This window comes from Vibrio sp. CUB2, from assembly GCF_001557945.1.
In the GTDB taxonomy this organism is placed as follows: Bacteria; Pseudomonadota; Gammaproteobacteria; order Enterobacterales; family Vibrionaceae; genus Vibrio; species Vibrio owensii.
In genome coordinates, this window is the sequence record NZ_LNRB01000013.1 from 132,486 (window position 1) to 153,825 (window position 21,340).

20 protein-coding genes are annotated in these 21,340 nt (G+C 45.1%); 10 read left to right on the forward strand and 10 right to left on the reverse strand.

What is annotated here, in order from left to right:
* Positions 1-31 precede the first annotated feature (31 nt).
* The 4 genes from ATB78_RS19765 to sdhC are packed head-to-tail and all read right to left on the reverse strand — an operon-like array spanning position 32 to position 3,258.
* Positions 32-742 carry a succinate dehydrogenase iron-sulfur subunit gene (locus ATB78_RS19765; RefSeq protein ID WP_061010043.1) on the reverse strand — a complete coding sequence of 237 codons (711 nt, stop codon included), beginning with the start codon at positions 740-742 and terminating at the stop codon, positions 32-34.
* A gap of 18 nt (positions 743-760) precedes the next feature.
* Entirely contained in the window at positions 761-2,527 is a 1,767-nt protein-coding gene (gene sdhA, locus ATB78_RS19770; RefSeq protein ID WP_005436979.1) for a succinate dehydrogenase flavoprotein subunit, read from the reverse strand.
* Positions 2,528-2,872, reverse strand: coding sequence for a succinate dehydrogenase, hydrophobic membrane anchor protein (sdhD, locus tag ATB78_RS19775; protein WP_061010045.1), 345 nt, complete (start codon positions 2,870-2,872; stop codon positions 2,528-2,530). It lies immediately after the preceding gene.
* A complete protein-coding gene (sdhC, locus tag ATB78_RS19780; protein ID WP_005446421.1) occupies positions 2,866-3,258 on the reverse strand; it encodes a succinate dehydrogenase cytochrome b556 subunit in 393 nt (130 codons plus the stop codon). The genes sdhD and sdhC overlap by 7 nt, the downstream gene beginning before the upstream one ends.
* Before the next feature lie 395 nt (positions 3,259-3,653).
* Between sdhC and ATB78_RS19785 the strand changes: the two genes are divergently transcribed.
* On the forward strand, positions 3,654-4,943 hold the full coding sequence (locus ATB78_RS19785) for a citrate synthase (protein ID WP_005436975.1): 1,290 nt from the start codon (positions 3,654-3,656) through the stop codon (positions 4,941-4,943).
* 271 nt (positions 4,944-5,214) lie between these two features.
* Here ATB78_RS19785 and ATB78_RS19790 read toward each other — a convergent pair whose 3' ends face one another.
* Entirely contained in the window at positions 5,215-5,973 is a 759-nt protein-coding gene (locus ATB78_RS19790; RefSeq protein ID WP_061010047.1) for a Nif3-like dinuclear metal center hexameric protein, read from the reverse strand.
* A 132-nt stretch (positions 5,974-6,105) separates the two neighbouring features.
* Between ATB78_RS19790 and ATB78_RS19795 the strand changes: the two genes are divergently transcribed.
* A complete protein-coding gene (locus ATB78_RS19795; RefSeq protein ID WP_061010049.1) occupies positions 6,106-6,858 on the forward strand; it encodes a DUF1853 family protein in 753 nt (250 codons plus the stop codon).
* A gap of 315 nt (positions 6,859-7,173) precedes the next feature.
* On the opposite strand, the gene pgm is transcribed toward ATB78_RS19795, so the two are convergent.
* Together pgm and seqA are read right to left on the reverse strand one after the other, a co-directional pair.
* Positions 7,174-8,820, reverse strand: coding sequence for a phosphoglucomutase (alpha-D-glucose-1,6-bisphosphate-dependent) (gene pgm, locus ATB78_RS19800; protein ID WP_061010051.1), 1,647 nt, complete (start codon positions 8,818-8,820; stop codon positions 7,174-7,176).
* A gap of 92 nt (positions 8,821-8,912) precedes the next feature.
* Positions 8,913-9,455, reverse strand: a complete 543-nt coding sequence (gene seqA, locus ATB78_RS19805; RefSeq protein ID WP_005436968.1) for a replication initiation negative regulator SeqA — start codon at positions 9,453-9,455, stop codon at positions 8,913-8,915.
* Between the two features lie 92 nt (positions 9,456-9,547).
* Here seqA and ATB78_RS19810 point away from each other — a divergent pair, with 92 nt between their 5' ends.
* The 3 genes from ATB78_RS19810 to fldA all read left to right on the forward strand — a co-directional run bounded on the left by ATB78_RS19810 (position 9,548) and on the right by fldA (position 11,231).
* A complete protein-coding gene (locus ATB78_RS19810) occupies positions 9,548-10,315 on the forward strand; it encodes an alpha/beta fold hydrolase (RefSeq protein ID WP_020197163.1) in 768 nt (255 codons plus the stop codon).
* Between the two features lie 112 nt (positions 10,316-10,427).
* Positions 10,428-10,649 carry a DUF2788 domain-containing protein gene (locus tag ATB78_RS19815; protein WP_005446406.1) on the forward strand — a complete coding sequence of 74 codons (222 nt, stop codon included), beginning with the start codon at positions 10,428-10,430 and terminating at the stop codon, positions 10,647-10,649.
* A 48-nt stretch (positions 10,650-10,697) separates the two neighbouring features.
* A complete protein-coding gene (gene fldA, locus ATB78_RS19820) occupies positions 10,698-11,231 on the forward strand; it encodes a flavodoxin FldA (protein WP_005436966.1) in 534 nt (177 codons plus the stop codon).
* Positions 11,232-11,284: 53 nt separating this feature from the next.
* Here fldA and ATB78_RS19825 read toward each other — a convergent pair whose 3' ends face one another.
* Positions 11,285-11,788 carry a DUF4442 domain-containing protein gene (locus ATB78_RS19825; protein ID WP_061010053.1) on the reverse strand — a complete coding sequence of 168 codons (504 nt, stop codon included), beginning with the start codon at positions 11,786-11,788 and terminating at the stop codon, positions 11,285-11,287.
* Positions 11,789-11,987: 199 nt separating this feature from the next.
* Between ATB78_RS19825 and fcrX the strand changes: the two genes are divergently transcribed.
* A complete protein-coding gene (gene fcrX / locus ATB78_RS19830) occupies positions 11,988-12,437 on the forward strand; it encodes a ferric iron uptake transcriptional regulator FcrX (protein WP_005436964.1) in 450 nt (149 codons plus the stop codon).
* 72 nt (positions 12,438-12,509) lie between these two features.
* Positions 12,510-13,121 carry a type II secretion system protein gene (locus ATB78_RS19835; RefSeq protein WP_081096630.1) on the forward strand — a complete coding sequence of 204 codons (612 nt, stop codon included), beginning with the start codon at positions 12,510-12,512 and terminating at the stop codon, positions 13,119-13,121.
* 54 nt (positions 13,122-13,175) lie between these two features.
* Here the strand turns inward: ATB78_RS19835 and glnS are convergent, their stop codons facing one another.
* Both glnS and nagE read right to left on the reverse strand, forming a co-directional pair.
* Positions 13,176-14,846 (reverse strand): glutamine--tRNA ligase, encoded by a 1,671-nt coding sequence (glnS, locus tag ATB78_RS19840; protein ID WP_061010055.1) that lies wholly within the window; start codon positions 14,844-14,846, stop codon positions 13,176-13,178.
* A 234-nt stretch (positions 14,847-15,080) separates the two neighbouring features.
* On the reverse strand, positions 15,081-16,655 hold the full coding sequence (gene nagE / locus ATB78_RS19845) for an N-acetylglucosamine-specific PTS transporter subunit IIBC (protein WP_009707218.1): 1,575 nt from the start codon (positions 16,653-16,655) through the stop codon (positions 15,081-15,083).
* A gap of 489 nt (positions 16,656-17,144) precedes the next feature.
* Here nagE and nagA point away from each other — a divergent pair, with 489 nt between their 5' ends.
* The 3 genes from nagA to ATB78_RS19860 all read left to right on the forward strand — a co-directional run bounded on the left by nagA (position 17,145) and on the right by ATB78_RS19860 (position 21,169).
* Positions 17,145-18,281 (forward strand): N-acetylglucosamine-6-phosphate deacetylase, encoded by a 1,137-nt coding sequence (nagA, locus tag ATB78_RS19850; RefSeq protein ID WP_009707219.1) that lies wholly within the window; start codon positions 17,145-17,147, stop codon positions 18,279-18,281.
* Positions 18,282-18,283: 2 nt separating this feature from the next.
* Positions 18,284-19,498, forward strand: a complete 1,215-nt coding sequence (locus ATB78_RS19855) for an ROK family protein (RefSeq protein WP_005436955.1) — start codon at positions 18,284-18,286, stop codon at positions 19,496-19,498.
* An 81-nt stretch (positions 19,499-19,579) separates the two neighbouring features.
* On the forward strand, positions 19,580-21,169 hold the full coding sequence (locus ATB78_RS19860) for a cation:proton antiporter family protein (RefSeq protein ID WP_061010057.1): 1,590 nt from the start codon (positions 19,580-19,582) through the stop codon (positions 21,167-21,169).
* The last annotated feature ends 171 nt before the right edge of the window (positions 21,170-21,340 follow it).

Sequence of the window (21,340 nt, forward strand, 5' to 3'; positions counted from 1 at the left end):
ACCCATTTGGGTCGGCAATTTTTGTTGTTAATTAAATCGAACGATTGACTAGCATCGACTTGATGTGACCGATGGCTTTCGTTGGATTTAGCCCCTTAGGACAAACACTTACACAATTCATGATGCCATGGCAACGAAAAACGCTAAATGCATCATCAAGATCGGACAAACGTTCATCAGTTGCCGTATCTCGGCTATCAATTAGCCAACGGTAAGCTGCTAGAAGACCAGCAGGGCCGATAAATTTACCTGGGTTCCACCAGAATGATGGACAAGAAGTTGTACAACATGCACACATAATACATTCGTACAGTCCATCTAAATGCGCACGCTCATCAGGCGTTTGTAAGTTCTCGCGAGATGGAGGTAGAGCGCCATCGTCAATCAAGAAAGGCTTAACTTTCGCATAGTTATCGTAGAACTGTGTCATGTCAACGATAAGATCACGCACTACTGGTAGGCCTGGTAAAGGTCGAATGACAATCTTGTCACCTTGCAGTGCAGATAACGGTGTAATACACGCTAGACCATTCTTACCATTCATGTTTAGGCCATCAGAGCCACATACCCCTTCGCGGCATGAACGACGAAATGCAATGCTAGGGTCTTGCTCCTTCAGAAGGATCAATGCATCCAGAAGCATCATGTCTGATCCTTCTTCCACCTCAAGCGTGTAGTCTTTCATGTACGGCTTTTGGTCGACATCCGGATTGTAGCGGTACAAAGAGAAATTCAGTTTCATAATATTACCCTCCTTTCCTTAGTACGTACGTGCTTTTGGCGGAAATGCTTCACGATGGATTGGCTCCATGTTTACACCACGTTTCGTCATTGCTTCCGTTTCCGGGTTGTAGATAGAGTGACATAGCCACTGTTCATCATCACGATCAGGGAAGTCAAAGCGAGCATGTGCACCACGACTTTCTGTACGGTAGTTAGCCGCCACCGCCGTCGCATAAGCAGTTTCCATCAAGTTTTCTAGTTCAAGACACTCAATGCGTTGTGTGTTGAACTCCGTCGACTTATCAGCAAGGTGAGCGTTTTTCAGACGTTCACGGATAGCTTTCAGCTCTACCAGACCTTTTGCCATTGCATCACCTTCACGGAATACCGAGAAGTTGTTTTGCATACACTGTTGTAGGTCTTTACGAATTTGCGCTGGATCTTCACCGTCAGTGCTATTTTCCCAACGGTTGTAACGCTCTAATGAACGTTCAATATCAGCTTCTGTCGCAGGTTTCGCGTCAGCTTGTTTAAGCAGTGTTTCACCCAGATGAAGGCCCGTAGCACGACCAAATACCACAAGGTCAAGCAGTGAGTTACCACCTAGACGGTTTGCACCGTGTACCGATACAGAAGCAATCTCACCACAAGCAAATAGACCTTGAACTTCAACGTCAGCGCCATTCTCGTCTTGGCGAATCGCTTGGCCTGATACCTGAGTAGGGATACCACCCATCATATAGTGACACGTAGGAATTACAGGAATTGGCTCTTTGACCGGATCAACGTGCGCAAATGTACGAGAAAGCTCACAAACGCCTGGTAGACGAGACTCCAGAGTATCTTTACCCAGGTGATCAAGTTTCAGCTTAATGTGTGGACCCCAAGGACCGTCACAGCCGCGGCCTTCACGGATTTCAATCATCATTGAACGAGCAACCACGTCACGACCAGCAAGGTCTTTCGCGTTTGGTGCGTAGCGCTCCATGAAGCGTTCACCATCTTTGTTTAGAAGGTAACCACCCTCACCACGACAACCTTCGGTTACAAGCACACCTGCGCCAGCGATACCCGTCGGGTGGAACTGCCACATTTCCATATCTTGCATCGGAACGCCCGCACGAAGTGCCATGCCTACACCATCACCAGTATTGATGTGCGCATTAGTCGTTGATGCGTAAATACGGCCTGCACCACCAGTTGCTAAGATGGTTGCTTTCGATTTGAAGTAGCACACTTCACCCGTTTCCATGCATAGCGCAGTACAGCCTAGAACAACACCATCTTCATTTTTAACGATATCAAGAGCATACCACTCAGAGAATACCGTTGTTTTGTGCTTGATGTTTTGTTGGTAAAGCGTGTGCAGAAGTGCGTGACCAGTACGGTCAGCCGCTGCCGCGGTACGTGCTGCTTGCTCGCCACCAAAGTTCTTTGACTGGCCACCAAACGGGCGTTGGTAAATAGTGCCGTTATCAAAACGAGAGAAAGGAAGACCCATTTTCTCTAGCTCGATAACAGACTCAGGACCGTTCTTACACATGTACTCGATTGCGTCTTGGTCACCGATATAGTCAGAACCTTTAACCGTATCGTACATGTGCTGTTCCCAATGGTCTTCGTGCGCGTTACCTAGCGCAACCGTAATACCACCTTGAGCAGAAACAGTGTGTGAACGTGTTGGGAAAACTTTAGATAGCAACGCACAAGAAAGGCCTTGCTCCGAAATTTGTAGTGCAGCGCGCATGCCCGCACCACCAGCGCCGATTACTACGGCGTCAAACTCACGAACTGGAATAGACACTTACGCACCCCACAGAATAAATAGACCAGAGAAGACATAGCCGAATAGCACGGCAATAACACCAAGTTGAAGTGCACCACGAAGTTTCGCGCACTTAATGTAATCCGTTAAAACTTGCCATAAGCCGATCCACGCGTGGATCAAAATAGAAACAAGTGCCAACATGGTGAAGACTTTAGTGAACGTGCCACCAAAGAGCTGGGTCCAAGATGCGTAAGAGATGTCTGAGAAAGCACAGAAGCTCACCAGATAAATCGTGTATAGAGTCATAATGATGGCGGACGCACGAATCAATAAGAAATCGTGAACACCATTACGACCGAATGAAGAAACGTGTTTTACCATACCAAGATCCCCGCCAATAGTGATAACACTGCAGTAGCACCAAACGCGACTTTAGCGCTCATCGCGCCTGAATCTAGTTCTTCAAAGTGGCCTAGGTCCATCAGTAAGTGACGAACACCACCAGCAATGTGGTAGGCAAGTGCAGTTAGAATGCCCCACAGAATGAATTTCACGAAGAAGCTATCGACGATGTCAGCGGCTTCCATAAAACCCATCGGGGATGACAGAGAAATGGACAGTAACCAAAGTAATATACCCACCGCAACAAACGTAATCACACCCGACACACGGTGCAGGATTGACGCGATTGCTGTGATGGGAAAGCGGATGGTCTGTAAATCTAAATTAACAGGTCTTGACTTTCTTTCTTTCACGGGCTTGCTCACTCAGCTCCATTGAGCATTTATTGTTATAACCAATTTCAGCTTCCAAACGTACAAAAGTTAACATTTGATTAACAAACACTCGCAATAAGCTCGGAGATAATTGTAAACACTTTGTTAACAAACGGAGTCCACAAACAAACCTCACTTTTGTTTCTAGCCCCGAATTTATAAGGATTTAACTAAAATTTTCTGTGCCAATATACGGCCAGCAACATTCTAATACAATTGATGTAACAAATTATGCTACATAGAACAGATTTTTAACGATTTTCATGAGAAAAATCATAACAAGTGCACACAAAAATGGAGAAAAATTGACTTTAAGCTTTAACAACAGTACAAAAATGGCACATAAACATCCTGGACGGATTAAATAATAAACAAAGGAGATTGTTATGGCGGATAAGAAAGCTACCCTTCACATCGAAGGTCATGCGCCAATCGAACTGCCAATTATGGACGGTACGCTAGGTACACCTGTGATTGATGTTCGTAAACTGGGAGCCAATGGTTACTTTACTTTTGACCCAGGTTTTCTTGCCACTGCATCTTGTGAATCATCAATCACGTACATCGATGGCGGCAAAGGTATTCTTTTGCACCGCGGTTACCCGATTGATCAATTAGCCAATAACGCAGATTACTTGGAAGTATGTTACATCCTGCTTTATGGTGAAGCCCCTACCCGTGAGCAATACGAGCAATTCAAAACAACGGTTACTCGCCATACTATGGTGCACGAGCAAATCGCAAGCTTCTTCCACGGCTTCCGACGCGACGCTCACCCAATGGCAGTAATGTGTGGTGTGGTTGGTGCACTAGCGGCCTTCTACCACGATTCACTAGATATCAACAACGACGAACACCGTGAAATCGCGGCGTACCGTCTACTATCGAAAATGCCTACTTTGGCGGCGATGTGTTACAAATACTCAATCGGCCAGCCATTTATCTACCCTCGTAACGACCTAAGCTACGCAGAAAACTTCCTACACATGATGTACGCAAACCCATGTGAAGAATACGAAGTAAACCCTGTTGTTGCGCGTGCGATGGATAAGATCTTCACGCTTCACGCAGATCACGAACAAAACGCATCAACGTCGACGGTTCGTCTATCTGGTTCTTCTGGTGCGAACCCATTCGCATGTATTGCCGCAGGTATTGCTTCTCTATGGGGCCCTGCACACGGTGGTGCAAACGAAGCATGTCTGAAGATGCTTGAAGAGATCGGCAGCGTAGACAACATTCCTGAGTACGTTGAGCGTGCAAAAGACAAAGATGACCCATTCCGTCTAATGGGCTTCGGTCACCGCGTTTACAAAAACTACGACCCACGTGCAACGGTAATGCGTGAAACATGTCATGAGGTTCTAAAAGAGCTAAACATCAAAGATCCACTACTAGACGTTGCGATGGAACTTGAGCGTATTGCGCTTTCTGACGAATACTTCGTGTCTAAGAAGCTATACCCGAACGTAGACTTCTACTCAGGCATCATCCTAAAAGCAATCGGTATTCCTGTATCGATGTTTACGGTAATCTTCGCGATTTCTCGTACTATCGGCTGGATTGCTCACTGGAACGAAATGCACAGCGATCCACTAAACCGAATCGGTCGTCCTCGTCAGCTATACACTGGTGAAACTCAACGCGAGTTTTCTCCACTGCATGAGCGCGAGTAAGCGTTAGAATCGAGAATCGAGAATCGAGAATCGAGAATCGAGAATCGAGAATCGAGAATCGAGAATCGAGAATCGAGAATCGAGAATCGAGAATCGAGAATCGAGAATCGAGAATCGAGAATCGAATAAATATGAGGGTTGACGTGAAAGCGTCAACCCTTTCTATTTTGAAGAGATTAGAACGAGCTGCGCTCTATGGAACGCTTCGCCTCCAGATGCGAGAGATAATTGCGTAACACTTTCGCATCTCAAAGGACAAAGCCCGTCCCTTCTATACTGGGTTATCAATATCAATAAACGTAACGTCTAAACCGTGCTCTTGTGCCAACCATTCACCCAACGCTTTAATGCCGTAACGTTCGGTTGCGTGATGACCTGCAGAGAAGTAATGGATATCCAATTCACGAGCCGTGTAAGTCGTACGTTCTGAGATCTCGCCCGAAATAAATGCATCTAATCCATGTTGAGCCGCAAGCTCAATGAAGTCTTGACCGCCGCCGGTACACCAACCAACTGTCTCAATCATTTTTTCTGCATTGTCAGGCGCGATATGCAAAGGTTCACGGTTTAATACGTAATTGATTTTGTTCGCGAAGTCAGTGCCAGTCATTGCTTGTTTTAAGCGGCCAAACAGAGCGACAGATTGAGGGTGTCCTTCTAAGCCACCTTCCACTTCAATGTCTAGCAAGCGTGCAAGCTCCGAGTTATTGCCTAGTTCTGGGTGAATATCTAGCGGCAAATGGTAGCCGTAAAGGTTGATGTCACTTTTGATCAAACTGCGGATACGCTTTCCTTTCATACCACGAATTGGCTCTGGTTCACCTTTCCAAAAATAGCCGTGGTGAACAAGCAATGCATCAGCCTCTAACTCGATCGCTTTATCGATCAATGCTTGTGAGGCCGTTACGCCTGTCACGATGCGTCTGATTTCTGATTTGCCTTCAACTTGCATTCCATTCGGTGCGTAGTCTTTAATAAGTTGCGGCGATAATTTCTCGTTAAGGATCTTTTCCAGCTGTAAATTATTCATTGTTACTTCCAATACTTGTGGCTTGAACAAAGTGTATATCGAACCGCGATCAGGATGCTAGTTGTGGCATCCCCAACCAGAATAAATTTCGATACAATAGAAAGGCTTTGCCGGTGACAACAAGGATAATGGATGAATTCACTACAACGTTTCCATCAATGGATTGCTAACACCCCACCTCTTTTCCAACTTAAGGAACCTTTCGTCACTGTTGAAGATATTCCGACCTTACCTCTATCGGACAACGAAAATTATGATGGCAACCCACGACTCGGATTCCTCTACCAACACCTTTGTACCAAGTTGCTGACTTGCTCTTCACGATATGAACTGATTGCCGAAGAAATCCAACTTAATGACACTACTGGACGCACAATTGGCGCCGTCGATTTAATCCTCGAAAATCAGGAAACAAACCAACACGAGCATTGGGAAGTCGCCATTAAATTCTACTTATTGCATGAAGGCATTTGGTATGGCCCGAATGCACACGACCAACTGCACAAAAAGCTCGATCGTATGCTCACTCACCAACTAAAAATGAGCCAGAGAGAAGAGTTCCACCAACAGTTACCGTTAGACGCCACACCGAGTGAACACTTGCTGATGCAAGGTCGCCTCTATGTAAATCCTTTCGCGGCCGAACCAATCCCTACAACCTGTTTAGGTTACGAACTAAACCAAAGCCGAATATCCGGTTACTGGTGCTATCAAAGTCAATGGGAAGAAATTAATGAACCTTTATATGCTCTTTCCAAACCACTGTGGGCAATCGGCAATGAGGAATTCTTAGAGCCTATCGATAAACCATCAGATAGGTTTGTTCACGCTCAAACAAAGAGCGGTCAGTTTTGGTTTGTTGTACCGGACACTTGGCCGAACTAAAACGGGAAACGGGAAACGGGAAACGGGAAACGGGAAACGGGAAACGGGAAACGGGAAACGGGAAACGGGAAACGGGAAACGGGAAACGGGAAACGGGAAACGGGAAACGGGAAACGGGAAACGATTTTATTTTTCTTTTCTGAGAACAAGTTCGGTCAACACCTTCTTAATCAAAATACCTTTTCTTCGTACTTTCAACGAGTACCTCTCTATTCCTAAAGCGAAGCGCTCCCGACTATCGAAGCGCAGCGTTTCCTCTTCACAAACAAAAAGGGCCGACGCAATGTCGACCCTTTCGAACTTTAATCGTTTGAATTACAAACCAGCGGCTGCAAATACTTGATTAACGATTTCTTGTGCTTCAGCTTCGATTTGTTTTAGGTGCTCTTCACCTTTGAAGCTTTCACAGTAGATCTTGTAGATGTCTTCAGTGCCTGATGGACGTGCAGCGAACCAACCATTCGCTGTCGTTACTTTAAGGCCACCAATCGCAGCACCATTACCAGGAGCGTGCGTCAGACGAGCTGTAATTGCATCACCAGCTAGAGTTTCAGCCGCAACCATTTCTGGTGACAGCTTCTTCAATACGTCTTTTTGTGGGCCATTTGCGACAGCTTGAATACGGTTGTACTTAGACTCACCATGCTTCGCCGCTAGCTCTTCATAGTAATCTTGAGGGTTCTTACCCGTTACTGCAGTGATCTCTGCCGCTAGAAGACATAGCAAGATACCATCTTTGTCTGTTGACCAAGGCGTACCATCTTTACGAAGGAAAGACGCACCAGCACTTTCTTCGCCGCCGAAGCCAAACTTACCATTGTAAAGACCGTCCACAAACCATTTGAAGCCAACAGGTACTTCACATAGCTCACGACCGAGATCCGCAACAACACGGTCAATCAGAGCGCTTGAAACTAGCGTTTTACCAACAGCGACATCTTTACCCCACGCGTCACGGTGACGGTATAGGTAGTCGATACAAACCGCTAAGAAGTGGTTCGGGTTCATCAAACCTTTTGGCGTAACGATACCGTGACGGTCGTAATCAGGATCGTTACCGAATGCTAGATCGTACTCGTCTTTCAGTGCCAATAGACCCGCCATTGCGTAAGGAGAAGAACAGTCCATACGTACAACGCCGTCTTTATCTAATGACATGAATTGGAAAGAAGGGTCAATCGCTTCACTTACTAGCGTTAAGTCTAGATTGTATGCCTGACCAATTTGACGCCAGTAATCGATACCGCTGCCACCCAATGGATCTACACCAATCTTCAGGTTTGCTTTTTGGATTGCTTCCATATCGATAACGTTCACTAGATCATCGATGTATGGTTTCACCAAGTCCATCTCAACAAACAGATCCGATGCTTTAGCTTCTGCTAGTGGTAGGCGTTTAACACCTTGTAAACCTTCAGCAATCAGGGCGTTCGCACGATCTTCGATCGCTTGAGTCAGTTCAGCTTCTGCAGGACCACCGTGAGTCGGGTTGTATTTGATACCGCCGTCTTGTGGTGGGTTATGAGATGGGGTAATCACAATGCCATCTGCCTTATCATCGTGCTTGATGTTGTAAGTCAGAATCGCGTGTGAAATACCTGGCGTTGGCGTGTAACCGTTGCCTTGCTGGACAATCACTTTCACACCGTTTGCAATCAATACTTCAATCACACTTGAAAACGCTGGTTCAGATAGCGCGTGCGTGTCTTTGCCCACAAACAATGGACCTGTTGTACCTTGCTCAGCACGAACTTCTGCTACCGCTTGAGCGATCGCTAAAATGTGGTTTTCGTTAAAAGTGTGCTTGTCTGCAGTACCGCGGTGGCCAGAAGTACCAAATTGAACTTTGTGTTCTGCGTTTGCTGCGTCTGGTTGAAGTAAGAAGTAGTTAGCAACGAGTGCTGGGATATTGTGAAGATCTTCCTGCTGCGCTTTTTGCCCAGCACGAGGGTGCATAGCCATGTTTGACATCCTTTCTTTAAAAACAAATAAAATCAAAAAAGCCTCATAATATCCGCTAAACGCTACACATTATGAGGCTTCTATCAGGTTTCTTAGATTGAACCTGTTACTTTCTCTATTAAGTCAGGCTGGAATTCCATGTGAGTCATCACCTGCTCCACCATTTGTCGCTTACGACTGGTGTTGTTGTTGGTGATTACCCAGAATGGCGTGCCAGGAATTGCTTTAGGTTTGGTAGTGTTACCGTTTGCTAGCAGAGTCTCTTCGTTATCAGCAAAGTAAACGCGTTTGCGTCCTTTCACTTTTGTCGCTTGAGAGAAGCTCTCTGGATTCAGTTTGTGTAAGGTTGATAATACCAACATGAAGCGATCAATCGCTTTCTTAAGACCAGCAAATTCATCAGAGATAAGTAGAGAGCGCATCTCTTTTACGATATCTACTGATTCTGCTTTGCCAGCATCTTTACTTACTACAATCCCTTGTGGCTGTTCTACTACAGGTGCAACAACTGCTTCCTGCAACTGGCCATCAAGGTTCAAAAGGCGTCGTAAAATATCCGAGGCACTTTCACCGATATGCTTGGTTTGACCCGCAATGTAACGGTATAGATCCTCATCAACCTCAATTGTTTTCATTCGCTTTTCACATTCTCAATGTTTAAACTCTGGGGGATTATAACGAGATCCTCGCGGATACTCCACGTTAAACCCATCACGAATAAGATAAAATGTCAGCATTACTCAACTATAAGCAGGAAGGGCAAGGCCAAACGGTTGTTTTGATTCATGGATTGTTTGGCAGTTTCAGTAATCTAGGTTTACTGGCTCGCGACCTCGTTCAAGATCACTGTGTGATCAGTATTGATCTACGAAATCATGGCCTTTCTTTTCATTCAGACACACACAATTACGAAGTGATGGCACAAGATGTTGCTGATTTGCTTCGCCATTTAAGCATCGAGCCAGCACTTGTCATCGGCCACTCTATGGGTGGAAAAGTTGCGATGAAACTGGCAGATATCGCTCCTGAATTCGTAAAACAACTTATTGTCTTAGATATGGCGCCAGTGGCTTACCAGACTAATCGCCATGATAACGTGTTTAATGGTCTGCAAGCCGTAGTAAAAGAACAACCAACTAACCGCCAACAAACCATGGACATTCTTGCTCAACATATTGAAATGGATGGTGTAAGACAATTCTTATCGAAATCGTTATACAAAAACGGCGATAAAATGGATTGGCGCTTCAACGTTGCTAGCTTGCTCAACAACTACGACAACATCATTGGTTGGCAAGAAATCACACCAACAGACATCCCAACTTTATTTGTCAAAGGTGGTGATTCTGATTACTTGATGCCTGAGCACCAACCAGCCGTTAAGCGACAGTTTAACAATGCAAAAGCGCACATTATTGCTAATACAGGACACTGGCTACACGCTGAAAAACCAGCAGAAGTCATGCGGGTGATCAGGAAATATATTTCGAGTTAACAAATTCGAAAAACAACGCCATATTATTGAAATAACCCTTCTTGTTGTGCATTAACTTTACCGTTTAACAGTGGTATAGTGCGCCCAAGAATTTTTGGCATGAAGGACGACAATGCTATACGACTATATGGACATGCTCGAGTCGATCGGGCTCGATCTTCTTTTTGCTGCTATCTTTTTTTTCATCGGGATGGCGATAAAAGATGTACTAAAGCAAGGCAATGTACCTGTTTTTGGTCGTCGTATTGTATGGTTAGTTCTTTTCCTAGGCTGCGCTGGTTTCATCGCTAAAGGCCTGATTCAGCTCAGTTGGGAAGGCACAGGGCTTGGTTAAGCTCCTCTCCCCATCGCCAGTAACAAACAATGTAAAGGTATAGACTCTATGGCAAGTGTAGGTATCTTCTTCGGTAGCGACACAGGTAATACTGAAGCCGTTGCAAAGATGATTCAAAAGCAACTAGGTAAACAACTAGTTCACGTTCAAGACATCGCAAAAAGCAGCAAAGAAGACATTGATAACTTCGATCTTCTACTTCTAGGTATCCCAACTTGGTACTACGGTGAAGCACAATGTGATTGGGACGATTTCTTCCCAGAGCTTGAGCAAGTAGATTTCTCTACGAAGCTTGTTGCTATCTTCGGTTGTGGTGACCAAGAAGATTACGCAGAGTACTTCTGTGACGCAATGGGCACAGTACGTGACATCGTTGAAGCAAAAGGCGGCACTATCTTGGGCCACACTTCAACTGAAGGTTACGAGTTCGAAGCGTCTAAAGCACTCGTAGAAGGTGACGATAGCCAGTTTGTTGGTCTATGTATTGACGAAGACCGTCAACCAGAATTGACTGACGAGCGCGTTGAAAACTGGGTTAAGCAAATCTACGAAGAGATGTGCCTAGCTGAGCTTGAAGGCTAATAACGCATTCATCAAAAAGACCTCCTAATTGGAGGTCTTTTTGTATCTGCCTATCAGGAAGCTTCCGTTGCTACCTCTTCCTCTCTGTATTGAGGTTTCTTCCTCACATACAACTCACGCTGCACTTCGGACACAACATTGCCGTCTTTGTCTTTCACATGTGTAATAAACTCCGGAAAGCACTTTTCACCATTACGAGTCATTTGGTAAATATCGTCTAACATGCCTTCTGTTACTTCAAACTCAGCAAACAAATCACTCTGTCCAGGTTTAATAAAATTGATGCTGGCTTCTTTGTCCCAAACGTAATATTCCTCACGCAGAATCCCCATCAACATCAGTGAGTAGATCGGGTCGGTCAACGAGAAAATGCTGCCACCATATTGGGTTCGATTGGCGTTTTTGTTCCACCAGCGAAGCTTCAAGCGGACTTTAACCGTTCGAAAATCTTCAGAAATATGTAAGATTTTGATACCTGCGCCCCAAAATGGCGGCCAAATATTGAGCGCAAACTTCACAAATCCCGGTTTATATATCTTAGCAAGTCGCTTATTCATAACTATCCGTAGTCTTTGCGTTCTAATGTTATCAATTTGTAACTGGTCTGATCTGTAATATAATCGACCTGTTTCCAATTTACAAAAAGAATCTATTAACCCTTTGAAGTTCGTGGTTTAATGTTCAGTACGCTTCGCCTATAATGGTAGGAATATTGAATTCTGTTAAATCGCTGCAGATGATCCAACGGGAAAGTATATGTCAGATAATAATCAGGCGCTGAAGGATGCGGGCTTAAAAGTAACCCTTCCAAGGCTAAAAATTCTAGAAGTACTTCAGCAGCCAGACTGCCAGCACATCAGTGCTGAAGATTTGTACAAAAAGCTGATTGATCTAGGTGAAGAGATCGGTCTAGCAACCGTTTATCGTGTACTAAACCAGTTCGATGATGCTGGTATTGTAACTCGCCACCACTTCGAAGGTGGTAAGTCAGTATTTGAACTGTCTACTCAACACCACCACGATCACCTAGTGTGTCTAGACTGTGGTGAAGTGATTGAATTCTCTGACGATGTGATTGAACAGCGTCAAAAAGAAATCGCAGCTAAGTACAACGTGACGTTAACTAACCACAGCTTGTACCTATACGGCAAATGTACGGACAGTTCTTGTAAAGACAATCCAAACGCGCACAAGCCAACAAAGTAAGAAGTATTTCTTTTTACTCATAAACATAGTAAAACGTCAGCTAAAGCTGGCGTTTTTTTATGGAGAAAAACGATGAAGAAAAGGAATTCTAAAGGCTTTACCCTACTTGAGCTGATTATTGCCATTGTTATTCTTGGGATACTTGCCGTATTTGTAGCCCCACGTTTTTTAAACTTACAAGACGATGCTCGCGAAGCAAAAATTGCTGAAACTTTTGGAGCCTTTGAAAGCGCTCTTAAATACGCACATTCAAAATGGCAAATCAATGGCGGCGGCTCCGCAGGAATGAACAACATGCCAGGATATGGTCCAACGGACAATAATGGCAATTACATGTTGGACATGAATGACGTAGGCTACCCACTTGGTATCAATAAGGGTGAGCCGATGGGACAACCCCATAACATAGGCCAAGGAGACCAGGGTTGTTATGAACTGTTTACCGCGATAGTTAATACTGACTATACGTTTTCAAGCAACGCAGCAAAATCAGATTCCGTCGACTTTATTACAAAGCGTAGAAATTTAACGTTTCAAGATGCAAACGGCGTAGGTCAAAGAAAGCTCGCCCTCTGCTACTTTATCTATACCAAACAAGGTTACAACAGTAACCCTGACAATGCCGAGATTGTCTATTGGTATAACTCTAGGAACGGTTCAGTGACAACATTTGAACCAAATTAAGACATAAAAAATGCCAGCAATGATGCTGGCATCTTTGTTAGCGAAGAATAGAGATTATTGGTTCTCGATTTTCGCCCAAGTATCACGTAGACCAACCGTACGGTTGAATACTAGGTTATCTGCTGAAGAATCTTTTGAATCTGCACAGAAGTAACCCATACGCTCAAACTGGTAACCTGTTTCCGCTTCTGCGTTTGCTAGGCTTGGCTCAACAAAACCGTTTAGAACCACTAGTGATTCAGGGTTGATTGTCGCAGCAAAGTCATCCGCAGCAGCTGGGTTTTGTACTGTGAACAAACGATCGTACATGCGGATTTCAGCAGGCAATGCTTTGTCTGCTGATACCCAGTGAATTACGCCTTTCACTTTACGGCCATCTGCTGGGTTCTTACCTAGCGTTTCAGCATCGTAAGTACAGAAGATTGTCGTGATGTTGCCTTCCGCGTCTTTCTCGATGCGTTCAGCCTTGATCACGTATGCGCCACGTAGACGAACTTCTTTACCTAGAACAAGACGCTTGTATTTCTTGTTAGCTTCTTCACGGAAGTCTTCGCGCTCGATCCAAACTTCACGAGTGAACGGCACTTCACGCTCACCCATCTCAGGTTTGTTTGGATGGTTAGCAACAGTCAGAGTCTCTACCGCGCCTTCTTCGAAGTTCTCGATAACGATCTTAACTGGATCTAAAACAGCCATCGCACGTGGTGCGTTTTCGTTTAGATCATCACGAATACAAGATTCTAGTGAACCGAACTCAATCATGTTCTCTTGCTTCGTTACGCCAATACGCTTACAGAATTCACGAATAGATGCTGATGTAAAGCCACGACGACGCAGACCAGAGACTGTTGGCATACGTGGGTCATCCCAACCATCAACCAATTTCTCAGTCACTAGTTGGTTTAGCTTACGCTTAGACATCACTGTGTATTCAAGGTTTAGGCGGCTGAATTCGTACTGGTGTGGACGACAATCAATCGTGATGTTGTCTAGAACCCAGTCGTACAGACGACGGTTATCCATGAATTCTAGAGTACAGATAGAGTGTGTAATGCCCTCTAGCGCATCAGAGATACAGTGTGTGAAGTCGTACATTGGGTAAATGCACCACTTATCACCAGTCTGGTGATGAGTCGCAAAACGTACACGATAGATAACTGGGTCACGCATTACCATGAATGAAGAACCCATGTCGATCTTCGCACGTAGACACGCTTTGCCTTCTTCGAATTCACCTGCGCGCATTTTTTCAAATAGCGCTAGGTTTTCTTCTACTGGACGGTCACGGTATGGGCTTGGTTTACCCGGAGCCGTTAGCGTACCGCGGTATTCACGAATCTGCTCAGGACTTAGCTCATCAACGTACGCTAAGCCTTTATTAATCAATTCAATTGCATATTCGTAAAGCTTGTCGAAGTAGTTTGATGAGTAACATACTTCACCATCCCACTCAAAGCCCAACCAGTTTACATCTTTCTTGATAGACTCAACGTATTCGATGTCTTCTTTTTCAGGGTTTGTATCGTCGAAACGTAAGTTACATTGGCCCTGGTAGTCCTGAGCAATACCGAAGTTCAAACAGATAGACTTAGCATGACCGATGTGCAGGTAGCCATTCGGCTCCGGCGGGAATCGAGTATGCACGCTAGTGTGTTTACCATCCGCTAGATCTTTATCAATGATCTGGCGAATAAAGTTTGATGGACGAGCATCAGCTTCACTCATCTATAGCACCTCAAAAATATTAGTATTGTCAGAGAAAACAGTACTCCGTAGCCTTACTCGGTTTACAGAGTGCATTGTTCCTAATGATCCACAATTCTTAGCGATTAGACAACAAGAACCGTCGTTAAAACGACAATATTTCTCTTCTTCGCTTGAAAGCGCAGCATATTAGATCCGCACAAACAAAAAAAGACCTCCCGAGGGAGGTCTTTATAGAGAGTCAGTAAGATGTAATTAAGGAAGTTTTACATCTGATAGGTCTTCACCAGCACCGATTGCTTTCATTTCACCAGCAACGATTTCTGCAAGAGGACCAAGGATAACTTGAAGGTTGTTTTCGCCAAGCTTAACCACACCTTTCGCGCCTAGTTTCTTAAGAACAGCTTCGTCAGCAACAGAGCGGTCTTTAAGTGTTAGACGTAGACGAGTGATACACGCGTCGATTGAAGTTAGGTTATCGTGACCACCTAGTGCTTTTAGGTATTGGCGAGCTAGGTCACCTTTTGCTGCATCACCAGCTGGAGCTGCAGACGCTTCTTCGTCGTCATCTTCACGACCTGGTGATTTCAGGTTGAAAGCGCGGATTGCGAAGCTGAATGTGAAGAAGTATAGAGCACCGAAGCTTAGACCTAGAGCAAGAAGCACTAGAGGCTTAGTTGCTAGACCGTAGTTCAGTACGAAGTCGATTAGACCCGCAGAGAAACCAAAGCCGTGTAGCGTGCCAAGCATGTTTGCAAGTACTAGAGATAGACCTGTAAATACTGCGTGGATTGCGTATAGAGCAGGTGCTAGGAATACAAACATGAACTCTAGAGGCTCAGTGATACCTGTTAGGAATGAACAGAATGCTACTGAGAATAGTGCGCCACCAACTTGGCTACGTTTCTCAACTGGTGCTGCTAGGTACATTGCAAGTGCCGCACCTGGTAGACCGAACATCATTACAGGGAAGAAACCGTTCATGAATACACCAGCGCTCTTATCGCCGCCGAAGAAGCGGTGTAGGTCACCAGATTTCAGAGTTTCAGTTACTTCTTTAACTGTTGCTGTGATTTCTGGAGTTACAGAGTTAGCGAATTCGAATGTGTGAGTTTGACCAGCAACAAGAGTCTTAGCTAGAGCTGGGTCAACACAAAGCTGTTGTAGAGCAGGAAGCGCTTGACCAGCAGCAGTTGCGCCAGACACTAGAACTTCTTGACACGTGCCCATACCGAACCAGAAGTATGAGTTTAGTACGTGGTGTAGACCTACAGGGATAAGTGCACGGTTAAGAGTACCGTATACGAACTGACCGATAGCACCAGAAGTAGAAACTGCGTGCGCTAGCGCGTCAAGACCGCCTTGGATTGTTGGCCATACAACACCAGCAATTGCACCAGCAACTAGCGAGAATAGACCCGCCATGATTGGTACTAGACGTTTGCCAGAGAAGAATGCCAACCACTCAGGAAGACGAGTAGCGTGGAAAGCGTTGTAAGAGTGACCAGCGATGATACCAGCAATGATACCGCCGAAGAATGACATGTTAACGCTTGCATCGATTGTTGCTGCTGTTGCAGTAAGAACGAAGTAAGCAACTGCACCAGCTAGACCAGCAGCACCTTGACCGTCTTTAGAAAGACCAATCGCGATACCTAGACCGAATAGTAGTGGTAGTTGACTAAAGATTGCGTTACCAGCAGATGCCATGAACGCGATATCTAAAAGGTCAGGCTGACCCAAACGTAGTAAAAGCGCTGCAACTGGAAGCGTTGCGATAGGAAGCATAAGAGCTTTACCTAACTTCTGCGCGTATCCAAGAATATTCACCTTAAGTTCCCCCTATAGGATTTTATGTTTTGTTGAATAACTTATTTCAGTCGTTCAATTTAGTCGCTACCAGTTTATGATATTAATTTTGCTCCGCAAATTAAAACCTCATTGTTTGTGATCATAATCACCAGAAATTGGTCATTCAGAAGGTTTTTGCTAGCGAGATCATAAAACTTATTTTATTATACGAAAAAATGGCGTTTTAGAGATAAGATTCTCGTACTTTATGCAAGACAGAATCAGTGTTATTTTGGTATCTCTACAGATGATTCGCAGTAACTTTGCTCTGGAAAACAATCATAAAAACTAATTCATTTATTATTTTTCAGTTAGTTACTCTGATAATGACATCGATAAAACGCGACTTGCTGTATGTGACTCGTTATCTAATTCAGTGATACAAACTAAGTACCAGCCCGACTCACAGAGTCACCAGTTAGATAACGGAACAGAAAATGAATTCTCATCTATAAGGACTAGCTGACTATGTACGCGCTAAGTAACTGTAAAATCTATACCGGTAGTGATGTTCTTACCGATCATGCTGTCATCATCGACAATGACCAGATTCAATCAGTTGTGCCAGTAACTCAACTACCAGAAGGTATTGAAGTTAAAGATCTGGACGGTGCTAACCTAAGCCCTGGTTTTATCGACCTACAGCTAAACGGCTGTGGTGGTGTGATGCTTAACGACGAAATCACACCAGAAACAATGCAGATCATGCACGAAGCTAACCTAAAATCTGGTTGTACAAGCTTCCTACCAACTCTTATCACTTCTTCAGACGAAGACATGCGCGCTGCAATCTCAGCGGCTCGCGAGTACCACAACAAATACCAAAACCAATCGCTAGGTCTGCATCTTGAAGGTCCGTACCTTAACGTAGCGAAAAAAGGCATTCACAGCGTTGACTTCATCCGCCCTTCTGACGACGGCATGATTGACTTGATCTGCGCGAACGCTGACATCATCGCAAAAGTTACACTTGCACCAGAACAAAATGACCCTGAGCACATCTCTCGCTTGAAAGCAGCTGGCATTGTGGTTTCTATCGGTCACACCAACGCAACATACGCAGAAGCACGCCAAGGCTTTGAAGCAGGTATCTCATTTGCGACTCACCTATTCAACGCGATGACACCAATGGTCGGTCGTGAACCAGGTGTAGTTGGTGCGATTTACGATACACCAGAAGTTTATGCAGGCATCATTGCTGATGGTTTCCACGTAGACTACGCAAACATCCGAATTGCTCATAAAATCAAAGGTGAAAAGCTTGTTTTGGTGACGGATGCCACAGCTCCAGCAGGTGCTAACATTGATCACTTTATTTTTGTCGGTAAGAAAGTATATTACCGAGATGGTAAGTGTGTTGATGAAAACGGCACACTAGGCGGCTCAGCTCTGACTATGATCGAAGCAGTTCAGAACACAGTTGAGCACGCAGGCATCGCTTTAGACGAAGCTCTACGAATGGCGACACTGTACCCAGCAACCGCAATTGGTGTTGAGGAACAACTAGGCCGAGTTCGAAAAGGAATGGTAGCGAACCTGACTATTTTCGATCGTGACTTCAATGTAAAAGCGACGGTTGTTAACGGACAATACGAGCAAAATTAAGCATGAATGGCGGACAGATTGGTAATGTAGATTTAGTAAAACAGCTTAACAGCGCTGCGGTATACAGGCTGATTGACCAACAAGGTCCAATCTCCCGTATTCAGGTAGCGGATGTTAGTCAGCTCGCCCCAGCGAGTGTTACCAAAATAACCCGCCAACTTTTAGAGCGCGGCTTAATCAAAGAAGTCGCGCAACAAGCTTCTACCGGTGGTCGCCGAGCAATCTCGTTGACCACTGAAGTAAAACCTTTCCACTCTATCGCTGTTCGATTAGGTCGTGACTACGTGCAATTTTGCTTGTATGACCTAGGCGGCACAGCACTAGCAGAAGACCAGCACGAGCTTCACTACACCAACCAAGCGGACTTAATCGCCGGTTTGATTGATTTATTGAAGGACTTTGTGAATCGCTGCCAAGACAAAATCGACCAACTTATCGCTATCGGTATCACGCTGCCTGGTTTGGTAAACCCAACCACTGGTGTCGTTGAATACATGCCGAATACCGACATCGATAACTTAGCGCTGGGCGAAATTATTCGCGAGAAGTTCAACACCGCGTGTTTTGTTGGTAACGACGTTCGTGGTATGGCACTAGCTGAACACTACTTTGGCGCGAGCCAAGACTGCCAAGATTCGATTCTAGTTAGTGTTCACCGTGGTACTGGTGCGGGCATCATCGTGAATGGTCAGGTATTCCTTGGCTTTAACCGCAACGTAGGTGAAATCGGTCATATCCAAATCGACCCACTTGGCGAGCAATGTCAGTGTGGTAACTTCGGCTGTCTAGAAACGGTTGCAGCAAACCCTGCCATCGTACAACGTGTGAAAAAACTGATTGCTCAGGGCTACGAATCAAGTCTGACTCAACTTGAGCACATCACTATTGATGACGTTTGTACGCACGCGATGAACGGCGACGAGCTGGCGAAGCAAAGCCTTGTGCGCGTAGGCAACCAACTTGGTAAAGCTATCGCGATTACAATCAACTTGTTCAACCCTCAGAAGATCGTCATTGCTGGTGACATTACTGCCGCTGAAGAAATTGTGTTCCCTGCAATTCAGCGCAATGTAGAAAACCAATCTCTGAAAACTTTCCACAACGAGCTTCCAATTGTTGCCTCTCACATTGATAAGCAACCAACGATGGGCGCATTTGCGATGATCAAACGCGCTATGTTGAACGGAGTTTTGTTACAAAAGTTACTAGAAGACTAAGTTTATACAACCAATTGAGTTACAATCTCGGGCTGTGGTTTCACAGCCCGTTTTTGTATATCAGGAATATAGCTCAACAGTATGGAAATTATTCTAATTACAACGGCGTTCCTCGCCGGCTTCATCGCTCTAAAATGTAACCTCCCCCCTTTGGTCGGTTTCCTACTCGCTGGTTTCGGCCTTCACGCGTTTGGCTACCAAAGCAATGACATCATTGTCACGCTTGCTGACCTTGGTGTGACTTTGCTGCTTTTCACCATTGGTTTAAAGCTGGATGTAAAAACGCTGCTTTCTAAAGAGATTTGGGGCGGCGCTACCGCGCACAACATTCTCTCGACTCTTTTCTTCGCGCTGGTTCTCGTTGGTCTAAAACTATTAGGGCTGTCATCACTCTCCACGATGGATCACAGCCAGATTCTGCTTCTCGCCTTCGCTCTCTCCTTCTCCAGTACGGTATTTGCGGTTAAGACACTGCAAGAAAAAGGGGAAATGAACGCGACTTACGGCACACTCGCAATTGGTATTCTGGTTATGCAGGATATCTTTGCCGTAGTATTCCTTACTGCTTCGACTGGTAAAATTCCAGAATGGTACGCCATTGGATTGTTTGCCCTACCACTCGCTCGACCTCTGTTTTACAAGTTGTTGGATAAAGTAGGCCACGGGGAAATGCTGGTGTTATTCGGCATTTTCTTCGCATTAGTAGTTGGCGCAGGCTTGTTTGAACTGGTGGGAATGAAACCTGATTTAGGCGCGTTGATTTTAGGCATGCTTCTGGCTGGCCACCGCAAAGCATCCGAGCTATCAAAATCGCTCTTTAATATGAAAGAGCTATTCTTAGTTTGTTTCTTCCTCAATATTGGTTTATCTGCATCCTTGAGCTTTACGGGTGTTGGTCTAGCTCTGCTATTTATCTTGTTATTACCAATCAAGGGGCTGCTGTACTTCCTAACCATCAACCACTTTAAATTCCGTGTGCGCACTTCATTGCTGACGTCGCTATCACTTTTCAACTACAGTGAGTTCGGCCTGATTGTTGGTGGTCTCGCATACAAAATGGGATGGATGCCAAGTGACATGCTGGCAGCGATTGCCGTTGCCGTTTCTATCTCGTTTATCATCTCAGCACCACTTAACCGTTTGGGCCATCAGATTTACCAACATTCAGGTAAATGGCTGCAAGAAACCGCAGCAGAAAAACTGAACCAACGCGACCAGCTCATTAACCCAGGTCATGCTCAAGTACTGATCCTCGGTATGGGTCGAATTGGTACCGGTGCATACGATGAACTGCGATCTCGCTACGGTAAGATTTCACTTGGTGTGGAGGTTCGTGAAGAAGCTGCGCATAAACATCGCTCGGAAGGTCGTAACGTGATCTCCGGAGATGCAACTGACCCGGATTTCTGGGAACGCATTTTGGATACGGCTAACGTGAAAATGGTGCTTCTGGCAATGCCACATCACCAAGGTAACCAAACGGCACTTGAACAGCTTCAAAGCCGAAACTACAAAGGGCAGATTGCAGCGATTGCCGAGTATCCAGATCAACTTGAAGGTTTATTAGAGACGGGAGTCGATGCCGCATTCAACATCTACAGCGAAGCTGGTAGTGGTTTCGCACGTCATGTTTGCGAGCAACTTCAACCTCAATTTACACCGATGAAATAAGCATAAAACGCAACCATCTTTATTGAGCCCTCTTCTAATAAGAGGGCTTAATTATATGGTCCGCCCCACTCTCAAGCCCTTAAGCTTAGAGTACGTTCTCAGAATGAGGTGAACCATATGTCTACTATCCACATCTTAGGTATCGACCTAGGCAAGCACTGTTTCCACGCA

Excerpts from the sequence above, each read along its gene's own strand:
- ATB78_RS19765 (WP_061010043.1), bottom strand. The coding sequence starts at position 742 with ATGAAACTGAATTTCTCTTTGTACCGCTACAATCCGGATGTCGACCAA.
- sdhD (WP_061010045.1), bottom strand. The coding sequence starts at position 2,872 with ATGGTAAAACACGTTTCTTCATTCGGTCGTAATGGTGTTCACGATTTC.
- ATB78_RS19785 (WP_005436975.1), top strand. The coding sequence starts at position 3,654 with ATGGCGGATAAGAAAGCTACCCTTCACATCGAAGGTCATGCGCCAATC.
- ATB78_RS19790 (WP_061010047.1), bottom strand. The coding sequence starts at position 5,973 with ATGAATAATTTACAGCTGGAAAAGATCCTTAACGAGAAATTATCGCCG.
- ATB78_RS19795 (WP_061010049.1), top strand. The coding sequence starts at position 6,106 with ATGAATTCACTACAACGTTTCCATCAATGGATTGCTAACACCCCACCT.
- pgm (WP_061010051.1), bottom strand. The coding sequence starts at position 8,820 with ATGGCTATGCACCCTCGTGCTGGGCAAAAAGCGCAGCAGGAAGATCTT.
- seqA (WP_005436968.1), bottom strand. The coding sequence starts at position 9,455 with ATGAAAACAATTGAGGTTGATGAGGATCTATACCGTTACATTGCGGGT.
- ATB78_RS19810 (WP_020197163.1), top strand. The coding sequence starts at position 9,548 with ATGTCAGCATTACTCAACTATAAGCAGGAAGGGCAAGGCCAAACGGTT.
- ATB78_RS19815 (WP_005446406.1), top strand. The coding sequence starts at position 10,428 with ATGCTATACGACTATATGGACATGCTCGAGTCGATCGGGCTCGATCTT.
- fldA (WP_005436966.1), top strand. The coding sequence starts at position 10,698 with ATGGCAAGTGTAGGTATCTTCTTCGGTAGCGACACAGGTAATACTGAA.
- ATB78_RS19825 (WP_061010053.1), bottom strand. The coding sequence starts at position 11,788 with ATGAATAAGCGACTTGCTAAGATATATAAACCGGGATTTGTGAAGTTT.
- fcrX (WP_005436964.1), top strand. The coding sequence starts at position 11,988 with ATGTCAGATAATAATCAGGCGCTGAAGGATGCGGGCTTAAAAGTAACC.
- ATB78_RS19835 (WP_081096630.1), top strand. The coding sequence starts at position 12,510 with ATGAAGAAAAGGAATTCTAAAGGCTTTACCCTACTTGAGCTGATTATT.
- glnS (WP_061010055.1), bottom strand. The coding sequence starts at position 14,846 with ATGAGTGAAGCTGATGCTCGTCCATCAAACTTTATTCGCCAGATCATT.
- nagA (WP_009707219.1), top strand. The coding sequence starts at position 17,145 with ATGTACGCGCTAAGTAACTGTAAAATCTATACCGGTAGTGATGTTCTT.
- ATB78_RS19855 (WP_005436955.1), top strand. The coding sequence starts at position 18,284 with ATGAATGGCGGACAGATTGGTAATGTAGATTTAGTAAAACAGCTTAAC.
- ATB78_RS19860 (WP_061010057.1), top strand. The coding sequence starts at position 19,580 with ATGGAAATTATTCTAATTACAACGGCGTTCCTCGCCGGCTTCATCGCT.